Here is a 22,464-nt window from a genome sequence, read left to right as displayed (position 1 = left end):
ATGATGGCAGAGAGGTCACACCCGTTCCCATACCGAACACGGAAGTTAAGCTCTCTAGCGCCGATGGTAGTTGGGACCTTGTCCCTGTGAGAGTAGGACGTCGCCAAGCAAAAACCTAAGTCGTTTCGACTTAGGTTTTTTTGTGTTTATTTTTATTTACCGAATGTTATAATCCATAAATTTAATAACGCTAAAGACGAAAAAAGAATGAAATAGAGACTTTTAAAATAGGACACATTATTTCTATCATAAGTATATATTTTAAATAATGAGATGCTATAAATAAGTATTCAATAATTACAACAATTACTGCGATAGAAAAAATAAATAGGATAATAGCGTAGTTCTTTCTTTCATGTTTATCCTCCTTAGAAATTAAATCGTTATAATAAAAGTTCTATTGATGTGTAGAATACAAGAGTGTACATATTTTGATTTAAAACATACTGAAGTACTATATAAACGATTATAAGTAAATAGATCTCTAGAAATATATATTCTAATTCCCTTTTATTCTTGCATATAGTTGCAATTCTTCTTTTGAATATAACTAAAACACGAACGTTATTGACTACTAATAAAAAAACATTCGATTATTTATTGACATCGTTTATGAAATATTGTTAATATAGCCATAGAAACAATAATATAAGACCTCATATAATCGCGGGGATATGGCCTGCAAGTCTCTACCTAACGACCGTTATTCGTTAGACTATGAGGGAAAGTCACTCGGTATTTTTCTATTCACAAGGGATACGTATGCCTGAGTAGAGCGCTTTCTCTCATAGTAAAAGAGAAACTGTTCTATTTCAGGCTTTTTTTATTTGAATCGGGGGGATTCTAATATGAAATCACTAGTTGGAGTCATAATGGGAAGTACGTCAGACTGGGAAACAATGAAATATGCTTGTGACATTTTAGATGAATTAAATATACCGTATGAGAAAAAGGTTGTATCCGCTCATCGGACTCCGGATTATATGTTTGAATATGCAGAGACGGCTCGTGAACGTGGATTGAAGGTTATTATTGCTGGAGCTGGTGGAGCAGCACATTTACCAGGAATGGTTGCAGCGAAGACAAATCTTCCTGTAATTGGAGTTCCAGTTCAATCAAAAGCATTAAACGGCTTAGATTCATTATTATCCATCGTCCAAATGCCAGGGGGGGTTCCAGTTGCAACTGTTGCAATTGGTAAAGCCGGTTCAACGAATGCTGGATTACTTGCTGCACAAATACTTGGATCATTCCATGATGATATACATGATGCATTAGAATTGAGACGAGAATCGATTGAAAAAGATGTGCGCGAAGGTAGTGAGCTAGTATGACGAGAATCATTTTACCTGGAAAAACAATCGGCATTATTGGAGGCGGCCAGCTAGGAAGAATGATGGCATTGGCAGCCAAGGAGATGGGATATAAAATTGCTGTTTTAGATCCTACAAAGCATTCACCATGTGCACAAGTTGCTGATATTGAAATCGTTGCACCGTATGACGATTTAAAGGCAATTCAGCATTTAGCAGAGATAAGTGATGTTGTCACATATGAATTTGAGAATATTGATTATAGATGTTTACAATGGCTTGAAAAACATGCTTACTTGCCACAAGGTAGTCAGTTGTTAAATAAAACGCAAAATCGTTTTACAGAAAAGAATGGAATTGAGAAGGCTGGGTTACCAGTAGCAACGTATAGATTAGTTCAAAATCAAGATCAGCTTACAGAAGCAATTGCTGAGTTATCATTCCCTTCCGTCTTAAAAACGACGACAGGTGGATATGATGGGAAAGGGCAAGTTGTTTTAAGAAGTGAGGCTGATGTTGAGACAGCAAGAAATCTTGTGGATAAAGCAGAGTGTATTTTAGAGAAATGGGTGCCTTTTGAAAAAGAAGTATCTGTTATTGTGATTCGTAGTGTAAGTGGTGAAACGAAAGTGTTTCCAGTAGCGGAAAATATTCATGTAAATAACATTTTGCATGAATCTATCGTTCCAGCTCGTATTACAGAAGAGCTTTCTCAAAAAGCAATTGCTTATGCAAAGGTACTTGCGGATGAATTAAAACTTGTGGGAACACTAGCTGTAGAGATGTTTGCTACAGCTAATGGTGAGATTTACATTAATGAATTAGCACCAAGACCTCACAATTCAGGACACTACACACAGGATGCATGTGAAACGAGCCAATTTGGTCAACATATTCGAGCAATCTGTAATTTACCTCTAGGAGAAACAAATTTGTTAAAACCAGTTGTCATGGTAAACATTTTAGGCGAACATATAGAAGGGGTCCTAAGACAAGTGAATAGACTAACCGGGTGCTATTTACACTTGTATGGAAAAGAAGAAGCAAAAGCACAGCGAAAAATGGGGCATGTTAATATTTTAAATGATAATATTGAAGTTGCTCTAGAAAAAGCGAAGAGTTTGCATATTTGGGACCATCAAGAACAACTGTTGGAGGGAAAAAGATGATTAGTCGTTATACACGCCCTGAAATGGGTGCGATTTGGACGGAAGAGAACAAATTTAAAGCGTGGTTAGAAGTTGAGATTTTAGCTTGTGAAGCATGGGCTGAGCTTGGCGACATTCCAAAAGAAGATGTTAAAAAAATTCGTGAACATGCATCATTTGATATTGATCGTATTTATGAAATTGAAAAAGAAACACGTCATGACGTAGTTGCATTCACTCGTGCTGTATCAGAAACGCCGACATTAGGCGAAGAACGTAAATGGGTTCATTACGGTTTAACATCTACAGACGTAGTAGATACAGCATTATCTTACATCTTAAAACAAGCGAATGAAATCATATTAAAAGACTTAGAGAACTTTGTAAGCATTTTAGCTAACAAAGCGAAAGAGCATAAATACACAATCATGATGGGAAGAACACACGGTGTTCATGCAGAACCAACAACATTTGGTTTAAAACTTGGTCTTTGGTATGAAGAAATGAAACGTAACGTAGAGCGTTTCAAGCAAGCAGCTGATACAGTTCGCGTTGGTAAATTATCTGGTGCGGTTGGTACATATGCAAATATCGATCCATTCGTAGAAAAGTATGTTTGTGAAAACTTAGGATTAGAAGCAGCACCAATTTCAACACAAACATTGCAACGTGATCGCCATGCTCATTACATGTCAACACTTGCACTAATCGCAACATCTATCGAAAAGATGGCAGTTGAGATTCGTGGTTTACAAAAGAGTGAAACACGTGAAGTTGAAGAAGCTTTCGCAAAAGGTCAAAAAGGTTCTTCTGCAATGCCGCATAAGCGTAATCCAATTGGATCTGAAAATATGACTGGTTTAGCTCGTGTTATCCGCGGTTATATGATGACAGCTTATGAGAATGTTCCATTATGGCATGAGCGTGATATTTCTCACTCTTCAGCAGAACGCGTAATTTTACCAGATGCTACAATCGCGTTAAATTACATGTTAAATCGCTTTGGTAATATCGTTAAAAACTTAACTGTATACCCAGAGAATATGAAACGCAATATGACAAGAACATACGGCTTAATTTATTCTCAGCGCGTAATGCTTACACTAATCGACAAAGGTATGGTACGTGAAGAAGCTTATGATATCGTACAGCCTAAAGCGATGGAAGCTTGGGAAACACAAGTACAATTTAAAGAGCTTGTAGAAGCTGATGAGCGTATTACAAGCAAGTTAACACAAGAAGAAATTAATGAATGCTTCAACTATGAGCATCACATGCAACACGTTGATACAATCTTTGAACGCCTTGGATTAAACGAAGCGTAAAATTTCATATGGCACAGAATAGAGTCATTCTGTGCCATTATTTATAAAAACATTATTCACATTTTTCAAACTACAGGGGGCTTGCGAAATGCAAAAGCTAGAATTGCTGTATGAAGGTAAGGCAAAAAGAATTTATCGTACAGAATCAGCAGATATGGTTTGGGTAGAGTACAAAGATAGTGCGACTGCTTTCAATGGGGAGAAAAAAGAGACGATTACAGGAAAAGGTCGTTTGAACAATGAAATTACAACTTTATTGTTCAGAAAGTTACAAGAAGTGGGAATTAAAACACATTTTGTTGAGAAGTTATCTGAAACAGAACAACTTGTTAAAAAAGTGAGTATTATTCCTTTAGAAGTTGTCACAAGAAATGTAATTGCAGGAAGTCTTTCAAAACGATTAGGAATGGAAGAGGGAACTGTACTTGCAGAACCAATCGTAGAATTTTACTTCAAAGATGATGATTTAGGAGATCCGCTTGTAACGGAAGATCATATTCGTGTATTAAACGTTGCATCGCCAGAGCAAGTAAGTGTATTACGAGATATGGCTCTACAAATCAATCAAGTGTTGATTGATCATTTCGCAAGCTGTCGTGTAAGATTAGTAGATTTCAAATTAGAGTTTGGTGTAACGGAAGAAGGAGAAATCATTTTAGCGGATGAAATTTCACCAGATACTTGCCGTTTATGGGATGAAACGAGCAATGAAAAGTTTGATAAAGACGTATTCCGTCGTGATCTTGGAAATTTAACAGAAGCTTATGAAGAGATTTTAAAACGTTTAGGGGGAATTTCACATGTATAAAGTTAAGGTATATGTAACATTAAGAGAAAGCGTATTAGATCCACAAGGAACAGCAGTAAAAGGAGCACTTCATAGTCTTTCATTTACAGAAGTACAAGACGTTCGAATCGGAAAGTACATGGAACTAACAATTGATAAATCTGTATCTGATTTAGATAGCAAGGTAAAAGAAATGTGTGAAAAACTATTAGCGAACGTTGTAATGGAAGACTTCCGTTATGAAGTTGAGGAGGTTGTCGCACAGTGAAATTTGCCGTAATAGTATTTCCGGGTTCGAACTGTGATGTCGATATGTTCCATGCAATTAAAGATGAGCTTGGCGAAGAAGTAGATTACGTTTGGCACGATACAGAGAATTTAGATGAATATGATGCAATTCTACTACCAGGTGGATTTTCTTATGGTGACTACTTACGCTGCGGTGCTATTTCTCGCTTTGCTAATGCAATGAAAGCAGTGCAAAAAGCTGCTGAGCAAGGAAAGCCGATTTTAGGTGTATGTAATGGATTCCAGATTCTTGTTGAATCAGGATTACTACCAGGAGCGTTAATGAGAAACGAAAACTTAAAATTTATGTGTCGCACTGTTCAGTTGCGTGTTGAAAATAATGAAACGATGTTTACATCACAATATGAAAAAAATGAAATAATCAATATTCCAATCGCTCATGGTGAGGGGAATTACTATTGTGACGAAGAGACTCTTAAACAATTAGAAGAGAATAATCAAATCGCATTCCGTTACGTAGAAAATCCTAACGGTAGCGTTTCAGATATTGCTGGTATTGTAAACGAAAAAGGAAATGTACTTGGTATGATGCCACATCCAGAGCGTGCTGTAGATGAATTACTTGGCGGTGCTGAAGGGTTAAAAGTCTTTCAATCTATCTTAAAACAGTGGAGGGAAACATATGTCGTTAATGCTTGAACCAAATCCAACACAAATTAAAGAAGAGCGTATATATGCGGAAATGGGGCTAACAGACGAAGAGTTTGCCATGGTTGAAAGGATTTTAGGTCGTCTGCCAAATTATACAGAAACAGGATTATTCTCTGTAATGTGGTCTGAACATTGTAGTTATAAAAATTCAAAACCAGTTCTTCGTAAGTTTCCAACGACAGGTGAGCGTGTTCTGCAAGGACCTGGAGAAGGTGCTGGGATTGTAGATATAGGTGATAATCAAGCAGTTGTATTTAAAATGGAAAGTCATAACCATCCTTCAGCTATTGAACCATATCAAGGAGCTGCAACAGGTGTTGGTGGTATTATTCGTGACGTATTCTCTATGGGAGCACGTCCGGTAGCTCTATTAAACTCACTTCGTTTCGGTGAATTACAGTCACCACGTGTGAAATATTTATTCGAAGAAGTAGTAGCAGGAATTGCAGGATACGGTAACTGCATCGGTATTCCGACTGTTGGCGGCGAGGTACAATTTGATCCATGTTATGAAGGAAATCCACTTGTAAATGCAATGTGCGTAGGTTTGATTAATCATGAAGACATTAAAAAAGGGCAAGCGCACGGTGCTGGTAACACAGTAATGTACGTAGGGGCATCGACTGGTCGTGACGGTATTCACGGTGCAACATTCGCGTCGGAAGAACTATCTGAAAGTTCAGAAGCGAAACGTCCAGCGGTTCAAGTAGGGGATCCATTTATGGAGAAACTTCTTATTGAAGCGTGTTTAGAATTAATTCAATCTGATGCACTTGTTGGAATTCAAGATATGGGTGCGGCTGGTTTAACATCATCTTCTGCAGAAATGGCAAGTAAAGCAGGAATGGGTATTGAAATGTATTTAGATGATGTACCACAGCGTGAAACAGGAATGACACCATATGAAATGATGCTATCTGAATCACAAGAGCGTATGTTAATTGTTGTGAAAAAAGGTAGAGAACAAGAAATAGTAGATTTATTTGAGAAGTATGGTCTTGCAGCAGTTACGATGGGGAAAGTAACAGAAGATAAAATGCTTCGTTTATTCCATAAAGGTGAAAAGGTAGCTGAAGTTCCAGCAGATGCTTTAGCAGAAGAAGCACCAATTTATCATAAGCCATCAAAAGAAGCAGCATACTTTGCTGAATTCCAAGCAATGAAAATGGAAACGCCAAAAGTAGAAAATTATAAAGAAGCGTTATTCGCTCTATTACAGCAACCAACAATTGCAAGTAAAGAGTGGGTATACGATCAATACGATTACCAAGTTCGCACAAGTACAGTTGTGACACCAGGTTCAGATGCTGCAGTTGTACGTGTACGCGGTACAGAAAAAGGATTAGCAATGACGACAGATTGTAACTCTCGCTACATTTATCTAGATCCAGAAATGGGCGGTAAAATTGCAGTAGCAGAGGCAGCGCGAAATATCGTATGTTCTGGCGGGGAGCCACTTGCAATTACAGATTGCTTAAACTTCGGTAACCCAGAAAAACCAGAGATTTTCTGGCAGATTGAGAAATCAGTAGACGGTATGAGTGAAGCTTGTCGCACATTACAAACACCAGTTATCGGCGGAAACGTATCGATGTATAACGAGCGTAGTGGCGAAGCTGTATATCCAACACCAACTGTTGGGATGGTCGGACTTGTACATGACTTAAAACATGTAACAACACAAGAGTTTAAGCAAGCTGGCGATTTAGTTTATGTAATCGGTGAGACGAAAGCTGAGTTTGGCGGAAGTGAATTACAGAAAATGATTCACGGTAAAATCTTCGGGCAATCACCAAGTATCGATTTAGATGTAGAATTAAAACGCCAAAAACAAGTATTAGAAGCAATTCAAGCTGGTCTTGTTCAATCTGCACATGATGTTGCTGAGGGTGGTTTAGCAGTTGCGATTTCAGAAAGTGCAATTGGTGCTAAAGGCTTAGGTGCTACTGTGAAATTAGATGGAGAAGCAACAGCAGCATTATTCGCTGAATCACAGTCTCGCTTCGTGATTACTGTAAAACGTGAAAATAAAGAGGCGTTTGAGAAAGCGGTAGAAGCAATCCAAGTTGGAGAAGTAACAAGTACAAATGAAGTAACAATTCATAATGAAGAAAATGAAGTATTACTTACAGCAAATGTAGATGAAATGAGAAAGGCTTGGAAAGGGGCAATCCCATGCTTGCTGAAATAAAGGGGTTAAACGAAGAATGTGGCGTTTTCGGAATTTGGGGGCATGAAAATGCAGCACAAGTTTCATACTACGGATTGCACAGTTTACAGCACCGTGGACAAGAAGGCGCAGGCATTGTCGTAAATAATGGTGAGAAAATCGTCGGTCACAAGGGGTTAGGTTTAATATCAGAAGTGTTTTCAAGAGGCGAGCTAGAAGGATTAAATGGAAAATCAGCAATCGGACATGTACGATATGCAACAGCTGGTGGAAGTGAAGTTGCTAACGTTCAACCATTGTTGTTCCGTTTTTCTGATCATAGTATGGCGCTAGCTCATAACGGGAATTTAATTAATGCAAAAATGCTTCGCCGTGAATTAGAGGCAGAGGGAAGTATTTTTCAAACAAGTTCAGACACAGAAGTACTTTTACATCTTATTAAACGTAGTACGAAAGACTCTTTAATTGAAAGTGTAAAAGAGGCTCTGAATAAAGTGAAAGGTGCGTTTGCGTATCTTTTACTAACTGGAAATGAAATGATCGTTGCGTTAGATCCAAATGGATTCCGTCCGCTTTCAATTGGAAAGATGGGGAATGCTTACGTTGTAGCATCTGAAACATGTGCTTTTGATGTAGTAGGTGCAACATACATTCGCGATGTAGAACCTGGTGAATTACTTATCATTAATGATGAAGGAATTCACGTAGATCGTTTTACAAACGATGTAGAACATGCGATTTGTAGTATGGAATACATTTACTTTGCACGACCAGATTCTAATATTGCTGGTGTTAACGTTCATGCAGCGCGTAAAAATATGGGAAAACGTTTAGCAGCGGAAGCTCCTATTGAAGCGGATGTTGTTACTGGTGTACCAGACTCTAGTATTTCAGCAGCGATTGGCTATGCGGAGGCAACAGGCATTCCGTATGAATTAGGATTAATTAAAAATCGTTACGTTGGACGTACTTTTATTCAGCCTTCTCAAGAACTGCGTGAGCAAGGGGTTAAGATGAAGCTTTCAGCAGTAAGAGGTGTAGTGGAAGGGAAACGAGTTGTTATGATTGACGATTCTATCGTAAGAGGAACGACAAGTAAACGAATTGTTCGTATGCTTCGTGAAGCTGGAGCGACAGAAGTTCACGTAAGAATCGCTTCACCACCTCTTAAGTATCCATGTTTTTATGGCATTGATATTCAAACGAGAAAAGAATTAATTGCAGCAAATAATACAGTAGAAGAAATCCGTGAAATGATCGGAGCAGATTCTTTAACATTTTTAAGCGAAGATGGATTAGTAGATGCAATTGGGCGTCCATATGAAGGGAAATATGGCGGTCTATGTATGGCTTATTTTAATGGGGACTATCCAACAGCTCTTTATGATTATGAGCAAGAGCTTTTAGAAAGTATGAAATAAGAAAAGTGAAAAAAGCTTCTACTTCTTTTGATGTAGAAGCTAGCTCCTTTCTTAAAATAGCCCGCCCTGGATGGGGAGAAATTAAAAGACGAGGTGTAAATAACGATGGCGAATGCATATAAGCAAGCAGGAGTAGATATTGAAGCTGGATATGAAGCGGTATCTCGCATGAAAAAACACGTACAAACAACTATGAGAAAAGAAGTACTAGGCGGTTTAGGCGGTTTTGGAGGTATGTTTGATCTATCAAAATTTGCATTAGAAGAACCTGTATTAGTATCTGGAACAGATGGCGTGGGAACGAAATTGATGCTCGCTTTTATGGCAGATAAACATGACACAATTGGTATTGATGCAGTAGCAATGTGTGTAAATGATATTGTTGTCCAAGGAGCAGAGCCGCTTTTCTTCCTTGATTATATTGCTTGTGGTAAAGCTGAACCTAGTAAAATTGAAAACATCGTCAAAGGTATATCAGAGGGCTGTCGCCAAGCTGGTTGTGCATTAATCGGTGGAGAAACAGCTGAAATGCCAGGAATGTATTCTACGGAAGAATATGATTTAGCTGGTTTTACAGTTGGGATTGTTGATAAGAAGAAAATTATAACAGGTGAAAAAATTGAAGCTGGTCACGTGTTAATTGGCTTAGCATCTAGCGGTATTCATAGCAATGGTTACTCTTTAGTACGAAAAGTGTTACTAGAAGATGGAGAACTATCTTTAGAGCGTATTTATGGTCGCTTAGAGCTACCTCTTGGTGAAGAATTATTAAAACCAACGAAAATTTATGTCAAACCTATTTTAGAACTATTGAAGAAACATGAAGTATACGGTATGGCGCATATTACAGGTGGCGGATTTATTGAAAATATTCCACGCATGTTGCCAGAAGGAATCGGTGCTGAGATTGAACTAGGATCTTGGAAAATTCAGCCGATCTTTAGTTTACTTCAAGAAGTTGGAAACCTGGAAGAGAAAGACATGTTCAATATTTTTAACATGGGTATTGGTATGGTAGTGGCAGTAAAGGAAGAAGATGCAAAAGATGTTGTTCGTCTTCTTGAAGAACAAGGAGAAACGGCTCGTATTATTGGACGTACTATACAAGGAGCTGGTGTTACTTTTAATGGGGGCACAGCACTATGAGTAGATTAGCGGTTTTTGCTTCTGGAAGCGGATCTAACTTTCAATCTCTCGTTAATGCGGTAGAAGAAAAAAGATTGGATGCAGAAATTAGTTTATTAGTATGTGATAAACCAGAAGCACGCGCTGTTGGTCGGGCACATTATCATCATATTCCGTGTTTTGCTTTTTCAGCGAAAGCATATGAGTCAAAAGAAGCGTTTGAAAAAGAGATATTAAAGAAGCTAGAAGAATATGAAATTGACTATGTTATTTTAGCTGGATATATGCGTTTAATCGGGCCGACGTTACTAGAAGCATACGGCGGGAAGATTATTAATATTCATCCATCATTACTACCGAGCTTTACGGGTAAAGATGCTGTCGGTCAAGCATTAGAAGCAGGTGTGAAAGTAACTGGAGTAACGATTCATTATGTAGATGCAGGTATGGATACAGGGCCAATTATTGCGCAAGAAGCAGTAGTTGTTTCTGAAGGGGATACGAGAGAAAGCTTACAAAATAAAATTCAACAAGTTGAACATAAATTATACGTAAATACAGTGAATCAAATTGTTCAGTCTGTGAAAGAATCAACTGTTAACTAACATACAACCAGGGGTGAAAGATAAATGAAAAAGCGTGCATTAGTAAGTGTTTCAGATAAAACAGGAGTAGTAGAATTTGTTAAAGGATTACTAGAACAAGGGATTGAAGTTATTTCAACAGGTGGTACGAAAAAGTTACTAGAAGCAAACGGCTTACAAGTAATTGGTATTTCTGAAGTAACTGGTTTCCCTGAAATTATGGATGGCCGTGTGAAAACATTACATCCAAATATTCATGGTGGTCTATTAGCAGTTCGTGATAATGAAACACATGTAGCGCAAATGAATGAATTAGGTATTCAGCCAATTGACTTTGTTGTTGTTAACTTATACCCATTTAAAGAAACAATCGCTAAGCCTGATGTAACATTTGCTGATGCAATTGAAAATATTGATATCGGTGGCCCGACGATGATTCGCTCTGCTGCGAAAAATCATCAATTCGTATCTGTAATTGTAGATCCAGTAGATTATGATGTTGTATTAGCAGAACTAAAAGAGAACGGCGAAGTAATGGATGAAACGAAACGTAAACTAGCAGCGAAAGTATTCCGTCATACAGCAGCATATGATGCGCTAATTTCTAACTATTTAACAGAGCAAATGGGTGAAGAAAGTCCAGAAACATTAACTGTGACATTCGAGAAAAAGCAAGACTTACGTTATGGCGAGAACCCACATCAAAAGGCAACTTTCTATAAAGCGCCATTCGCAGCAACTTCTTCTGTTGCATACGCAGAACAATTACACGGTAAAGAATTATCGTATAACAATATTAATGATGCAGACGCAGCGCTCAGCATCGTAAAAGAATTTACAGAACCAGCAGTAGTAGCAGTAAAACATATGAATTCATGTGGTGTTGGAGTAGGAACTGATATTCACGAAGCATATACTCGTGCTTATGAAGCAGATCCAGTATCAATCTTCGGCGGTATTATTGCAGCAAATCGTGAAATTGATAAAGCTACAGCAGAAAAGTTACACGAAATTTTCTTAGAAATCATTATTGCACCTTCTTTCTCAAAAGAAGCTTTAGAAGTATTGCAAAGTAAGAAAAACTTACGTCTACTAACTGTAAATATTGAAAAAGCGACAAGTGCAAGCAAAAAACTAACTTCTGTACAAGGTGGGCTTCTCGTTCAAGAGGAAGATACGTTATCATTAGATGAAAGTACAATTTCAATTCCAACGAAACGTGAACCTTCAGAGCAAGAATGGAAAGATTTAAAACTAGCTTGGAAAGTTGTAAAGCATGTGAAATCAAATGCAATTGTTTTAGCGAAAGATGATATGACAATTGGTGTCGGTGCAGGACAGATGAACCGTGTAGGTTCTGCAAAAATCGCAATTACACAAGCTGGTGAAAAAGCACAAGGTAGCGCACTTGCATCTGATGCTTTCTTCCCAATGCCAGATACATTAGAAGAAGCAGCAAAAGCAGGAATTACAGCAATCATTCAACCGGGCGGATCAATCCGTGATGAAGATTCTATTAAAGTGGCGGATACGTATGGGATTGCTATGGTGTTCACTGGCGTACGTCATTTCAAACACTAATAGAGGATGTTTAAAAGGTCCGGTCGAGATAACCTTCGCAAGTCGTCGTTGCAATGCCAGTGCGGTACTCATGTAGGAAAGCTACACTCCGTGTCCTCCTGGCNTGGATGTTTAAAAGGTCCGGTCGAGATAACCTTCGCAAGTCGTCGTTGCAATGCCAGTGCGGTACTCATGTAGGAAAGCTACACTCCGTGTCCTCCTGGCAAATGCGCCTAGACCAGCTCGGTTCTCTTGATCCTCCTTTTTAAACTTCTATTGATATGGATGTTTAAAAGGTCCGGTCGAGATAACCTTCGCAAGTCGTCGTTGCAATGCCAGTGCGGTACTCATGTAGGAAAGCTACACTCCGTGTCCTCCTGGNGGATGTTTAAAAGGTCCGGTCGAGATAACCTTCGCAAGTCGTCGTTGCAATGCCAGTGCGGTACTCATGTAGGAAAGCTACACTCCGTGTCCTCCTGGCAAATGCGCCTAGACCAGCTCGGTTCTCTCGATCCTCCTTTTAAACTTTTATTGATATGAGAAAGCAAACTAGGAGCATAGCTTCTAGTTTGTACTTATTTAATTATTGGGGGATGAAATATGAATGTTTTAGTAATTGGCCGCGGTGGGCGTGAGCATGCTTTAGCTTGGAAGTTTGCACAATCTGAAAAAGTAGAAAAGGTGTATGTAGCACCAGGTAATGAAGGTATGCGCGATGTTGCAACACCAGTTGATATTGATGAAAATGATTTTGATGCATTAGTTTTATTTGCTAAAGAGAATAAGGTTGAATTAACTTTCGTTGGACCAGAAATTCCACTTATGAATGGAATTGTTGATCGATTTAACGAAGAGGGACTTCGCGTATTTGGTCCGAATAAAGCGGCTGCTGTTATTGAAGGTAGTAAAGCTTTTACGAAAGAATTAATGAAAAAATATGATATTCCAACTGCGGCGTATGAAACTTTTACAGATTATGAAGAAGCAGTACAGTACATTCAAAAAGTTGGTGCACCAATCGTTATTAAAGCTGACGGCCTAGCTGCTGGTAAAGGCGTGACAGTAGCAATGACACTTGAAGAGGCATTACAAGCTGTGAAAGAAATGCTGCAAGATGTGAAATTCGGCGCGGCAAGTAAGAAGGTCGTTATTGAAGAGTTTTTAGATGGACAAGAATTTTCATTAATGGCATTCGTGAATGGAACAACTGTACATCCAATGGTAATCGCCCAAGATCATAAAAGAGCTTTTGATGGTGATAAAGGTCCAAATACGGGCGGAATGGGTGCGTATTCTCCAGTGCCACAAATTCCAGAATCAGCAGTTCAAGAGGCGATAAAAACGGTATTACATCCAACTGCTAAAGCGATGATTGCAGAAAACCGTTCGTTTACAGGCATTTTATACGCAGGTCTTATTTTAACAAATGATGGTCCAAAGGTAATTGAATTTAATGCACGCTTTGGTGATCCTGAAACAGAAGTAGTATTACCTCGCTTAGAAAACGATTTAGTTGATGTATGTAACGCTGTATTAGATGAAAGTGAGCTAACGTTACAATGGTCAGAGGAAGCAGTAATTGGTGTTGTACTTGCTTCGAAAGGATATCCAGAAGCATATAAAAAAGGTGACATTATTAAAGGATTAGATGCACTGCAAGATGCGATTGTTTTCCATTCAGGCACAGCGATGAAGCATGGTGATTTTGTAACAAACGGTGGCCGTGTACTATTTGTTGCTTGCAAGGCGAATAGTTTACAAGAAGCAAAAGATAAAGTATATAAAGAAATCGGTAAAATTGAGAGTGATGGTCTATTTTATCGAAGTGATATAGGATATCGTGCAATTGAGCATAAGATGACGAGAAGTTAATATGTAAAAATCCCGCTGAGGAATCAGCGGGATTTTTTATGCATCTTTATCTTTTTTTAATTTCCCTTTTTGCTTTGCCATTTCTCGAAGTAAATACTCGATGTGTGCATTGACGCTACGAAACTCATCATTTGCCCATTTTTCGATGACTGCGTGTAATTCAGGATCAATACGTAATGGAAAGCTTTTCTTTTTAGCCATAATTACTTATAGCCCTTAGTATAGGCTTCCTGTATTAATAACCGGTTGCGCACCTTTATCTGAAACGATGGCAACTAATAAGTTGTTTACCATATTTGCTTTACGCTCGTCATCGAGTTCCAGTACGCCTTCTTCATCTAACATATGGATTGAATCTTTGGCCATCTTCACAGCACCTTCAACAATTTCTTTTCTAGCAGCTAATACTGCTTTTGCTTGTTGACGTTGTAGCATTGCATGGGCAATTTCTGTTGCGTAAGCTAAATGCGTTAAACGAGTTTCCAATACTTCTACACCAGCAATTTCAAGACGTGCCTCTAACTCACGTTTTAATTCTTCAGAGATTTCTTCAGTATTTCCGCGTAACGTAATGCAAGTTTCATCTTGGAAATTGTCATATGGATATTTTGTTGCGACGTGGCGGATTGCCGTTTCGCTTTGAATTTCTACAAATCGATCGTAATGTTCAACACCGAACATTGCTTTTGCAGAATCAACTACTTTATATACGATAACAGCTGCAATTTCAATCGGATTTCCCTCAACATCGTTTACTTTTAATTTCTTACTATTAAAGTTTTCAACACGTAAAGATACAGTTTGACGGAATGCGAACGGAATCGTTAAAAATAAACCGTTTTGATGAATTGTTCCTAAATAATTACCAAAGAACGTAATAACTTTCGCTTGATTTGGTTGAACAATCCCGATACCCGTAGCGAGAATTGCGGCTAATACAATAGTTAGTGCTGCTCCTATAAAAATTTCTTGTGCAAGGAAAAATACACCGATAGCCGCTAAAATCAAAATTCCAATAATACCGAGAAAACCATTTACATAAAATACTTGTTTTTCTTTCATATGATCGCCTCCTGATATAAAAATGATATCACTTTTATATCATTTTAAGCAAGAGGTATGCACCTAATTTTCTGAATTTTATTGATTGATATCTTTATATACATTTTAAGTTTAAAAAGGGAATATACGTTCTGTTTTTATGGTAAAATAAAGAAGACTTAACCGCCCACTGCAGCAGCTAAGTCCCTTTGAGAGCATCTTGCATCGTGACAAATGATTCAAAGCGGTTTTGCCAGGATTATTTCTTCAATCGCTGACTCAATCTCTTTGTCAGAAGCGTCATAACTTCCTTTTGACTTTGGCTTGTCATGAGAGGAAGTTTGATTCACTTCTTCTTTAGCATGTCCTTTTTCAGTAAAATTCATGCTAGGCATTTTAAATGCACCCATATTCATGTATTTTCCAAACTTCCACGCTTCAACAATAGGGCAGAAGCGAACAATTCCCTCTGCAACTTTCATTGCACCAATCCATAGAAAAATGTTAGACCAAGTGCACCATGGCTTGCGTACAAGTTTAGTTGCACTACATCCGAAGAGGACAAGCCCAAGTGTAATTCGAATTAGAGCGTTTATTGTCCCGATGTTTTGCTTCATTAGAAAAACACTCCTTTTTATGAAAATTGAAATAGTGAATACTACTTCTCTTATTAGTATCCCGTGTGATTTTGGGGATATGTAATCCAACATTTGACGTTGAAAAAGATGTTGGAATGGGCGTGTGTGTCAGTAGCTTTTTTTGTTATAATGAAAGAATGCATAAAAAGAAGATGAAATTAAATCATTCTTTTTGAAAAATATTTAAAAAACAAGATGAAAACTAACTGTTATTTTAAACAGAACTATAGATATAACTAGAGAAAAGGAAGGGTGTTTTCATGTACGATATTTCCGGATGGAAACATGTATTTAAGCTTGATCCAAATAAGGAGTTAAGCGATGAACATTTAGAAATGATTTGTGAGTCTGGAACTGATGCGGTTATTGTAGGCGGAAGTGATGGGGTTACAATTGATAACGTATTACACATGCTAGTTAGCATTCGTAGATATGCTGTTCCTTGTGTATTAGAGGTCTCTGATGTAGAAGCAATTACACCAGGATTTGATTTTTATTACATCCCAAGTGTGTTAAATAGCAGAAAAGTAGAATGGGTAACAGGTGTTCATCATGAGGCATTGAAAGAATTTGGGGATATTATGGACTGGGACGAAATTTTTATGGAAGGGTATTGTGTTTTAAATCCAGAAGCGAAAGTAGCCCAGCTTACAGATGCGAAATGTGATTTAACAGAAGATGACGTTATTGCATATGCTCGTTTAGCAGACAAGTTATTACATTTACCGATATTTTATTTAGAATATAGCGGTACGTATGGAGAAGTTGAACTTGTTAAAAATGTAAAAGCAGAATTGAAACAAGCTCAGTTATACTATGGCGGCGGTATTTCTAATGCAGAACAGGCGAAAGAAATGGCACGATATGCTGATACAGTAGTTGTTGGAAATATTATTTATGATGATATAAAATCGGCGTTAAAAACAGTTAAAGCAGTAAAAGGAGAGTAGGTGCAGGCGTATATGAGTATGACAGATAAGTTATTAAACGGTTTAAATCCACAGCAACAAAAAGCGGTACAAACAACGAATGGACCACTTCTATTAATGGCAGGTGCAGGTAGTGGTAAAACACGTGTGTTAACACACCGTATTGCGTATTTGCTTGGTGAAAAAGGTGTAGCACCATGGAATGTATTAGCTATTACCTTCACAAATAAAGCAGCTCGTGAAATGCGCGAGCGTATTGATACACTTGTGGGACCAGAAGCAGAAGATATTTGGATTTCGACGTTCCACTCTATGTGTGTACGTATTTTACGACGTGATATCGATCGTATTGGCATTAATCGTAACTTTACAATCTTAGATTCAGGTGATCAGTTAACGGTAGTCAAAAAAATTATGAAAGAGCGCAATATTGATCCGAAGAAATTTGAGCCGCGCTCTATTTTAGCGGGTATTAGTAATGCGAAAAATGAACTGTTATCTGCGGATAAATATGCAAAAAAAATTACAATGGCTGATCCATATGAAAAATTAACGAGCGATGTATACACAGAGTATCAAAAACGTCTTTTGAAAAATAATTCATTAGACTTTGATGATTTAATTATGACGACGATTCAGCTATTTGAACGTGTTCCAGAAGTATTGGAGTTTTATCAGCGTAAGTTCCAATATATTCACGTTGATGAGTATCAAGATACGAATAAAGCGCAATATCTTCTTGTTAAACATTTGGCAGCGCGTTTTAAAAATCTTTGCGTTGTAGGTGACTCTGACCAGTCTATTTATCGCTGGCGTGGTGCAGATATTTCTAACATTTTGTCATTCGAAAAAGATTATGAGAATGCACAAGTAATTTTGTTAGAACAAAACTATCGTTCGTCACAAAATATTTTAAATGCAGCGAATGCTGTTATTGAAAAAAATACGAATCGTAAACCGAAGAAATTATGGACGGACAATCAAGTTGGGAGCAAAATTTCGTATTATCGTGCTGCAACTGAAAAGGACGAAGCGTATTTTGTTGCGAAAAAAATTCGTGACGATCTTCAAATGGGGAAACGAAAATACACTGATTTTGCAGTACTATATCGTACGAATGCTCAGTCTCGTATGGTCGAGGAGATTTTCCTTAAATCTAACATCCCGTACAAAATTGTCGGGGGTACGAAGTTCTACGACCGTAAAGAGATTAAAGATATTTTGGCGTACTTACGTTTAATCGGTAATCCAGATGATGAAATTAGTTTTGCACGTATTATTAACATGCCAAAGCGTGGTATTGGTGCGACTTCTATTGATAAAATTATTAATTATGGTGTGCAAAACGGAATTTCATTAACTGCTGTATTTGATGAGATTGAGCATGTTGGAGTAAGTGCAAAAATTACAAAGGCAGTAAAAGAATTCGCAAGTTTATTACACAACTGGGTAAATATGCAAGAGTATTTATCTGTTACAGAATTAGTAGAAGAAGTTATTGAAAAAACAGGCTATCGCGATATGTTGAAAAATGAGCGTTCTTTAGAAGCGGAAGGTCGTTTAGAAAACTTAGACGAGTTCTTATCTGTTACGCAAACATTTGAATCTCAAAGCGAAGATAAGAGTCTTGTTGCATTCTTAACAGATTTAGCACTTGTTGCTGATATTGATCGTGTAGATGAAGACCCAACTGCTGGTGAAGAAGTTATCTTAATGACGATGCACTCAGCGAAAGGATTAGAGTTCCCGGTTGTCTTTATTGTTGGTTTAGAGGAAGGGATATTCCCTCATACTCGTTCTCTTATGGAAGAGGATGAAATGCAAGAAGAACGTCGTCTTGCTTATGTAGGTATTACTCGTGCAGAAGAAGAGCTATATTTATCTAATGCGCAAATGCGTACTTTATTTGGTAGAACAAGTATGAACGCTGCGTCTCGCTTCATTACAGAAATCCCGACAGAACTAGTGGAATCATTAAATGAAACAGCGCCGAAGCGTGAAAATTCGTTTGGTGCAAAAGGCAGAACAGCAAGTAGCAGTAAAATGACAACGACAACCACAACACGCTCTCGTTCAGCTTTCGCGCGTCCTGCAGCTAAGACGACAGGCGGTGAGCAAATTGGCTGGGCAGTAGGCGATAAAGCTTCCCACCAAAAATGGGGAATCGGTACAGTTGTAAGTGTAAAAGGTGAAGGTGATGCAAAAGAATTAGATATTGCCTTCCCAAGCCCGATTGGTGTTAAACGTTTGTTAGCAAAATTTGCACCTGTGACGAAACAATAGAAAGGAATGAGGATATGTCAAAAGAGATAGCAAAAAAACGTATAGAAGAACTGCGTGATTTGTTAAATACATTTAATTATCAATATCACGTATTAGACAATCCTTCTGTTTCTGATGCGGAATATGACCGTAATATGCAGGAGCTTATAGAATTAGAAGCAGAGAACCCAGAGTTTATGAGTGAGGATTCTCCCTCCGTTCGCGTTGGGGGAACTATTCTTGATATATTCGAAAAAGTAACACATAAGTCACCAATGTTAAGTTTAGGAAATGCATTTAACGAAGGAGATTTACGTGATTTCGACAGAAGAGTACGTCAAGGAATTGATGATGCGAATGTAAGATATATATGTGAATTAAAAATTGACGGGCTTGCCGTTTCGCTTCATTATGAAAAAGGACGCTTCATTCAAGGGGCGACACGTGGTGATGGTGTAACGGGTGAAGATATTACTCAAAATTTAAAAACGATTAAAGCTATCCCACTTCGTTTAAATGAAGAAGTAACGTTAGAAGCACGAGGCGAAGCTTATATGCCGAAGCGTTCATTTGTTAAACTAAATGAAGAAAAAGAGCAAAATGGAGAAGATGTATTTGCGAATCCGCGTAATGCGGCAGCAGGCTCAATACGTCAACTTGATCCGAAAATTGCAGCGAAGCGTAACTTATCTATGTTTGTGTACGGTCTTGCGAATGTAGAAGAAAAAACAATTCCATCGCACAGTGAATCGCTTGATTTCCTAGGTGAACTCGGATTTAAGACAAATCCAAATCGCCGTACATGTGAAACAATCGAAGAGGTTATAGCTTATGTAGAAGAATGGCAAGAAAAACGTCCGCATCTTGATTATGAGATTGATGGAATCGTTATAAAAGTAGATGATGTTGCTCTTCAAGAAAGTCTAGGAACTACAGCGAAGAGTCCAAGATGGGCGATTGCTTATAAATTCCCGGCTGAAGAAGTTGTAACGAGATTAACAGGCATTGAATTAAGTGTTGGCCGAACAGGGGTTGTAACACCGACTGCAGAGCTAGAGCCAGTGAGAGTTGCTGGTACGATCGTTCGTCGTGCTTCTTTACATAACGAAGATTTAATTCGTGAAAAAGACATTCGAATTGGTGACTACGTTGTTGTGAAGAAGGCTGGAGATATTATTCCTGAAGTTGTGAACGTTATTTTTGATAAGCGTACTGGTGAAGAAGAAGAATACCGCATGCCAACGCATTGCCCAGCATGTGAGAGTGAACTTGTTCGTTTAGAAGAAGAAGTAGCACTTCGATGTATAAATCCAACTTGTCCAGCTCAAATTCGCGAAGGATTAATTCATTTCGTTTCAAGAAATGCAATGAATATTGATGGGCTTGGAGAACGTGTCATTACACAACTTTTTGATGCAGATTATATTCGTACATTTGCTGATTTATATGCATTAACGAAAGAGCAGTTATTACAGTTAGAACGTTTTGGTGAAAAATCAGCAACAAACTTAATACAAGCAATTGAAAATTCTAAAGAAAACTCGTTAGAGCGATTATTATTTGGTCTTGGAATTCGACACGTTGGAGCGAAAGCAGCACGTACATTTGCAGAGCACTTTGAAACGATGGATGAGCTTGTAAAAGCAACAGAAGAAGAACTAAAAGCAATTAATGAAATTGGCGAAAAAATGGCTCAATCTGTTGTGACATATTTTGATAATGAAGATGTATTAGAGTTATTACAGCAGTTTAAAGAGTATGGCGTGAATATGACATACAAAGGTATAAAAATTGCAGATTTACAAAATGTTGAATCTTACTTCGCAGGAAAAACGGTTGTTTTAACAGGTAAGCTAGAAGTTATGGGACGAAGTGAAGCGAAGAAGAAGATTGAGGCATTAGGTGGAAAAGTAACAGGAAGTGTTAGTAAGAGTACAGATTTGGTTGTTGCAGGTGAATCGGCTGGTTCGAAATTAGCACAAGCGGAGAAACATAATGTTGAGGTTTGGAATGAAGAGAGGTTCTTACAAGAGCTAAATAAGTAAGAGGTGCAAACTTACCATGAAAAAAATAGCATTAGCGGTATTAAGCCTTGGCCTACTTGTAAGTGGGTGTAGTGCAGGTGCCGACAAAGATGAAAAAGTGTCTGAGAAATCGGGGAAAGCAAAAGAACAATCAGTTGTCCCAAAATACGCTATGTCGGATGAATATTATAAGACGACTATTCCATTTTATGGTGGAAAGGCACGTGGTTTAGTCGTGCAAGGAGTAAATAATCGTCTTGATATAGATGAATTTGAAACAGGATTAATGCGTATTGCGAAGGAATCATTTAGTACGAAAGATCATTTCTTTAAAGGCGGAGATACTCTAGAGGCTCAATATGTACAAATGCTTGTTAAAAGAAAGCGTACAAATGCTGAACAGAAAGAACTAGAAGATACATTAAAAAAAGATGCAGTTAAATTTCCAAACATAGGATTAAATCCAGCTTTAGGTGAAGGATCCGAAATACTAGAAGAAAAAAACAAAAAAAATCCAATATATATTTCCAATATTTTAGAGCATGATTATTATGTGAAAAACGGCGACAAAGATGAGCGTAGCGGCATTGTAGTTGGATTAGCAATGAATTCAGTACATTATTATAATGAAGAACATGGTTACCCGCGTGAAGCTACAATCTCGAATGAAAAAATGTTAGCTGAAGGGAAAAAAATGGCGCAAGAAGTCTTGAAGTTTATGCATCAAAAAGATCCTGAAACAAAAAACCTTCCGATAACATTTGCAATTTATCGTCAGGCTCCGAAGGCGTCACTTGTGCCAGGTAATTTTGTTTCTTATGCAAATGTTGAAAAAGGTAGTGAAACGGTTGAAGATTGGAAACAAATTAATGAAAAATATTATTTGTTCCCATCAGAGCAAGCGAAAACAGATAATAAACGTGAAGATCTTGCAAGAGTATCCAACTTTAAGGCAAAACTAAGCGATTATTTCCAAGGCGACTATACAGCTGTTATTGGTACGGGTATGTATAGAGATGATGAATTAAGAGAAATGAAGCTTGATATTCCTGTCCAATTTAATGGAAAAGCTGAAATAGTTGGTTTTACACAATATGTGGCAGGGCTTGTTATGGAATACTTCCCGAATTATATGAAAGTACAAGTAACAATTAAATCTGTAGAACGCCCAGAAGCCATTATTATACGTGAAGCAAAACAAGATGAACCACTTGTGAAAATTTTAGATTAAATATGAAGGCTGTTCCTCTAAGGAACAGCTTTTTTTCTTATGCAATTTTGTTATAATTTACAATGTTGTAAATA

At 37.8% G+C, this 22,464-nt stretch carries 19 protein-coding genes, 1 rRNA gene, 1 pseudogene and 1 riboswitch; of the genes and pseudogenes, 17 read left to right on the top strand and 4 right to left on the bottom strand.

Translation table 11 applies throughout. The features are described 5' to 3' along the window. A 5S ribosomal RNA gene (rrf, locus tag ASE54_RS20470) occupies positions 1-109 on the top strand; the annotation flags it as partial. Between the two features lie 43 nt (positions 110-152). Here the strand turns inward: rrf and ASE54_RS37185 are convergent. Next, positions 153-357: pseudogene (locus ASE54_RS37185) on the bottom strand (hypothetical protein). A 279-nt stretch (positions 358-636) separates the two neighbouring features. Further along, positions 637-738, top strand: a riboswitch (purine riboswitch). Positions 739-848: 110 nt separating this feature from the next. Here ASE54_RS37185 and purE point away from each other — a divergent pair. From purE to purD, 12 genes are all read left to right on the top strand, one after another. Continuing rightward, positions 849-1,334 carry a 5-(carboxyamino)imidazole ribonucleotide mutase gene (gene purE, locus ASE54_RS20465; RefSeq protein ID WP_000839369.1) on the top strand — a complete coding sequence of 162 codons (486 nt, stop codon included), beginning with the start codon at positions 849-851 and terminating at the stop codon, positions 1,332-1,334. Continuing rightward, positions 1,331-2,482, top strand: coding sequence for a 5-(carboxyamino)imidazole ribonucleotide synthase (purK, locus tag ASE54_RS20460; protein ID WP_000196768.1), 1,152 nt, complete (start codon positions 1,331-1,333; stop codon positions 2,480-2,482). The genes purE and purK overlap by 4 nt, the downstream gene beginning before the upstream one ends. Next, positions 2,479-3,786, top strand: coding sequence for an adenylosuccinate lyase (purB, locus tag ASE54_RS20455; RefSeq protein ID WP_000625687.1), 1,308 nt, complete (start codon positions 2,479-2,481; stop codon positions 3,784-3,786). Before purK ends, purB begins: the two co-directional genes overlap by 4 nt. Positions 3,787-3,874: 88 nt before the next feature. Next, positions 3,875-4,594: a phosphoribosylaminoimidazolesuccinocarboxamide synthase gene (gene purC, locus ASE54_RS20450; protein WP_001170545.1), complete on the top strand. Its 720-nt coding sequence runs from the start codon at positions 3,875-3,877 to the stop codon at positions 4,592-4,594. Further along, positions 4,587-4,841, top strand: a complete 255-nt coding sequence (gene purS / locus ASE54_RS20445; RefSeq protein WP_000278823.1) for a phosphoribosylformylglycinamidine synthase subunit PurS — start codon at positions 4,587-4,589, stop codon at positions 4,839-4,841. The genes purC and purS overlap by 8 nt, the downstream gene beginning before the upstream one ends. Next, complete coding sequence (gene purQ, locus ASE54_RS20440; RefSeq protein ID WP_000666782.1) at positions 4,838-5,521, top strand: phosphoribosylformylglycinamidine synthase subunit PurQ; 684 nt, start codon at positions 4,838-4,840, stop codon at positions 5,519-5,521. The genes purS and purQ overlap by 4 nt, the downstream gene beginning before the upstream one ends. Further along, complete coding sequence (gene purL / locus ASE54_RS20435; protein WP_000055594.1) at positions 5,505-7,724, top strand: phosphoribosylformylglycinamidine synthase II; 2,220 nt, start codon at positions 5,505-5,507, stop codon at positions 7,722-7,724. The genes purQ and purL overlap by 17 nt, the downstream gene beginning before the upstream one ends. Continuing rightward, positions 7,709-9,124 carry an amidophosphoribosyltransferase gene (gene purF, locus ASE54_RS20430; RefSeq protein ID WP_000879034.1) on the top strand — a complete coding sequence of 472 codons (1,416 nt, stop codon included), beginning with the start codon at positions 7,709-7,711 and terminating at the stop codon, positions 9,122-9,124. Before purL ends, purF begins: the two co-directional genes overlap by 16 nt. A gap of 105 nt (positions 9,125-9,229) precedes the next feature. Then, positions 9,230-10,270 (top strand): phosphoribosylformylglycinamidine cyclo-ligase, encoded by a 1,041-nt coding sequence (gene purM, locus ASE54_RS20425; protein ID WP_001262424.1) that lies wholly within the window; start codon positions 9,230-9,232, stop codon positions 10,268-10,270. Continuing rightward, positions 10,267-10,854: a phosphoribosylglycinamide formyltransferase gene (gene purN, locus ASE54_RS20420; RefSeq protein ID WP_000088579.1), complete on the top strand. Its 588-nt coding sequence runs from the start codon at positions 10,267-10,269 to the stop codon at positions 10,852-10,854. The genes purM and purN overlap by 4 nt, the downstream gene beginning before the upstream one ends. Before the next feature lie 24 nt (positions 10,855-10,878). Beyond that, positions 10,879-12,414: a bifunctional phosphoribosylaminoimidazolecarboxamide formyltransferase/IMP cyclohydrolase gene (gene purH, locus ASE54_RS20415; RefSeq protein WP_000745397.1), complete on the top strand. Its 1,536-nt coding sequence runs from the start codon at positions 10,879-10,881 to the stop codon at positions 12,412-12,414. Positions 12,415-12,993: 579 nt separating this feature from the next. Beyond that, entirely contained in the window at positions 12,994-14,265 is a 1,272-nt protein-coding gene (gene purD, locus ASE54_RS20410; protein ID WP_001101961.1) for a phosphoribosylamine--glycine ligase, read from the top strand. Between the two features lie 36 nt (positions 14,266-14,301). Here the strand turns inward: purD and ASE54_RS34955 are convergent, their stop codons facing one another. The 3 genes from ASE54_RS34955 to ASE54_RS20400 form a co-directional block, all read right to left on the bottom strand. After that, positions 14,302-14,466: a toxin-antitoxin system HicB family antitoxin gene (locus ASE54_RS34955; RefSeq protein ID WP_001085171.1), complete on the bottom strand. Its 165-nt coding sequence runs from the start codon at positions 14,464-14,466 to the stop codon at positions 14,302-14,304. 15 nt (positions 14,467-14,481) lie between these two features. Continuing rightward, positions 14,482-15,327 carry an SPFH domain-containing protein gene (locus ASE54_RS20405; protein ID WP_000660673.1) on the bottom strand — a complete coding sequence of 282 codons (846 nt, stop codon included), beginning with the start codon at positions 15,325-15,327 and terminating at the stop codon, positions 14,482-14,484. A 218-nt stretch (positions 15,328-15,545) separates the two neighbouring features. Further along, positions 15,546-15,923, bottom strand: coding sequence for a DUF2892 domain-containing protein (locus ASE54_RS20400; protein WP_000812342.1), 378 nt, complete (start codon positions 15,921-15,923; stop codon positions 15,546-15,548). Positions 15,924-16,204: 281 nt separating this feature from the next. Between ASE54_RS20400 and ASE54_RS20395 the strand changes: the two genes are divergently transcribed. The 4 genes from ASE54_RS20395 to ASE54_RS20380 are packed head-to-tail and all read left to right on the top strand — an operon-like array spanning position 16,205 to position 22,390. Continuing rightward, entirely contained in the window at positions 16,205-16,894 is a 690-nt protein-coding gene (locus ASE54_RS20395) for a heptaprenylglyceryl phosphate synthase (protein WP_000272086.1), read from the top strand. Between the two features lie 12 nt (positions 16,895-16,906). Next, positions 16,907-19,156 (top strand): DNA helicase PcrA, encoded by a 2,250-nt coding sequence (gene pcrA / locus ASE54_RS20390; protein WP_003309016.1) that lies wholly within the window; start codon positions 16,907-16,909, stop codon positions 19,154-19,156. A 14-nt stretch (positions 19,157-19,170) separates the two neighbouring features. Further along, positions 19,171-21,180 carry an NAD-dependent DNA ligase LigA gene (gene ligA, locus ASE54_RS20385; RefSeq protein WP_000031421.1) on the top strand — a complete coding sequence of 670 codons (2,010 nt, stop codon included), beginning with the start codon at positions 19,171-19,173 and terminating at the stop codon, positions 21,178-21,180. A gap of 16 nt (positions 21,181-21,196) precedes the next feature. Further along, positions 21,197-22,390, top strand: a complete 1,194-nt coding sequence (locus tag ASE54_RS20380) for a CamS family sex pheromone protein (RefSeq protein ID WP_000717037.1) — start codon at positions 21,197-21,199, stop codon at positions 22,388-22,390. The last annotated feature ends 74 nt before the right edge of the window (positions 22,391-22,464 follow it).

Source organism: Bacillus sp. Root131 (assembly GCF_001429475.1).
In the GTDB taxonomy this organism is placed as follows: Bacteria; Bacillota; Bacilli; order Bacillales; family Bacillaceae_G; genus Bacillus_A; species Bacillus_A thuringiensis_S.
Note: the sequence above shows the minus strand (reverse complement) of the source record. Positions and strands in the feature narration are given on the sequence as shown.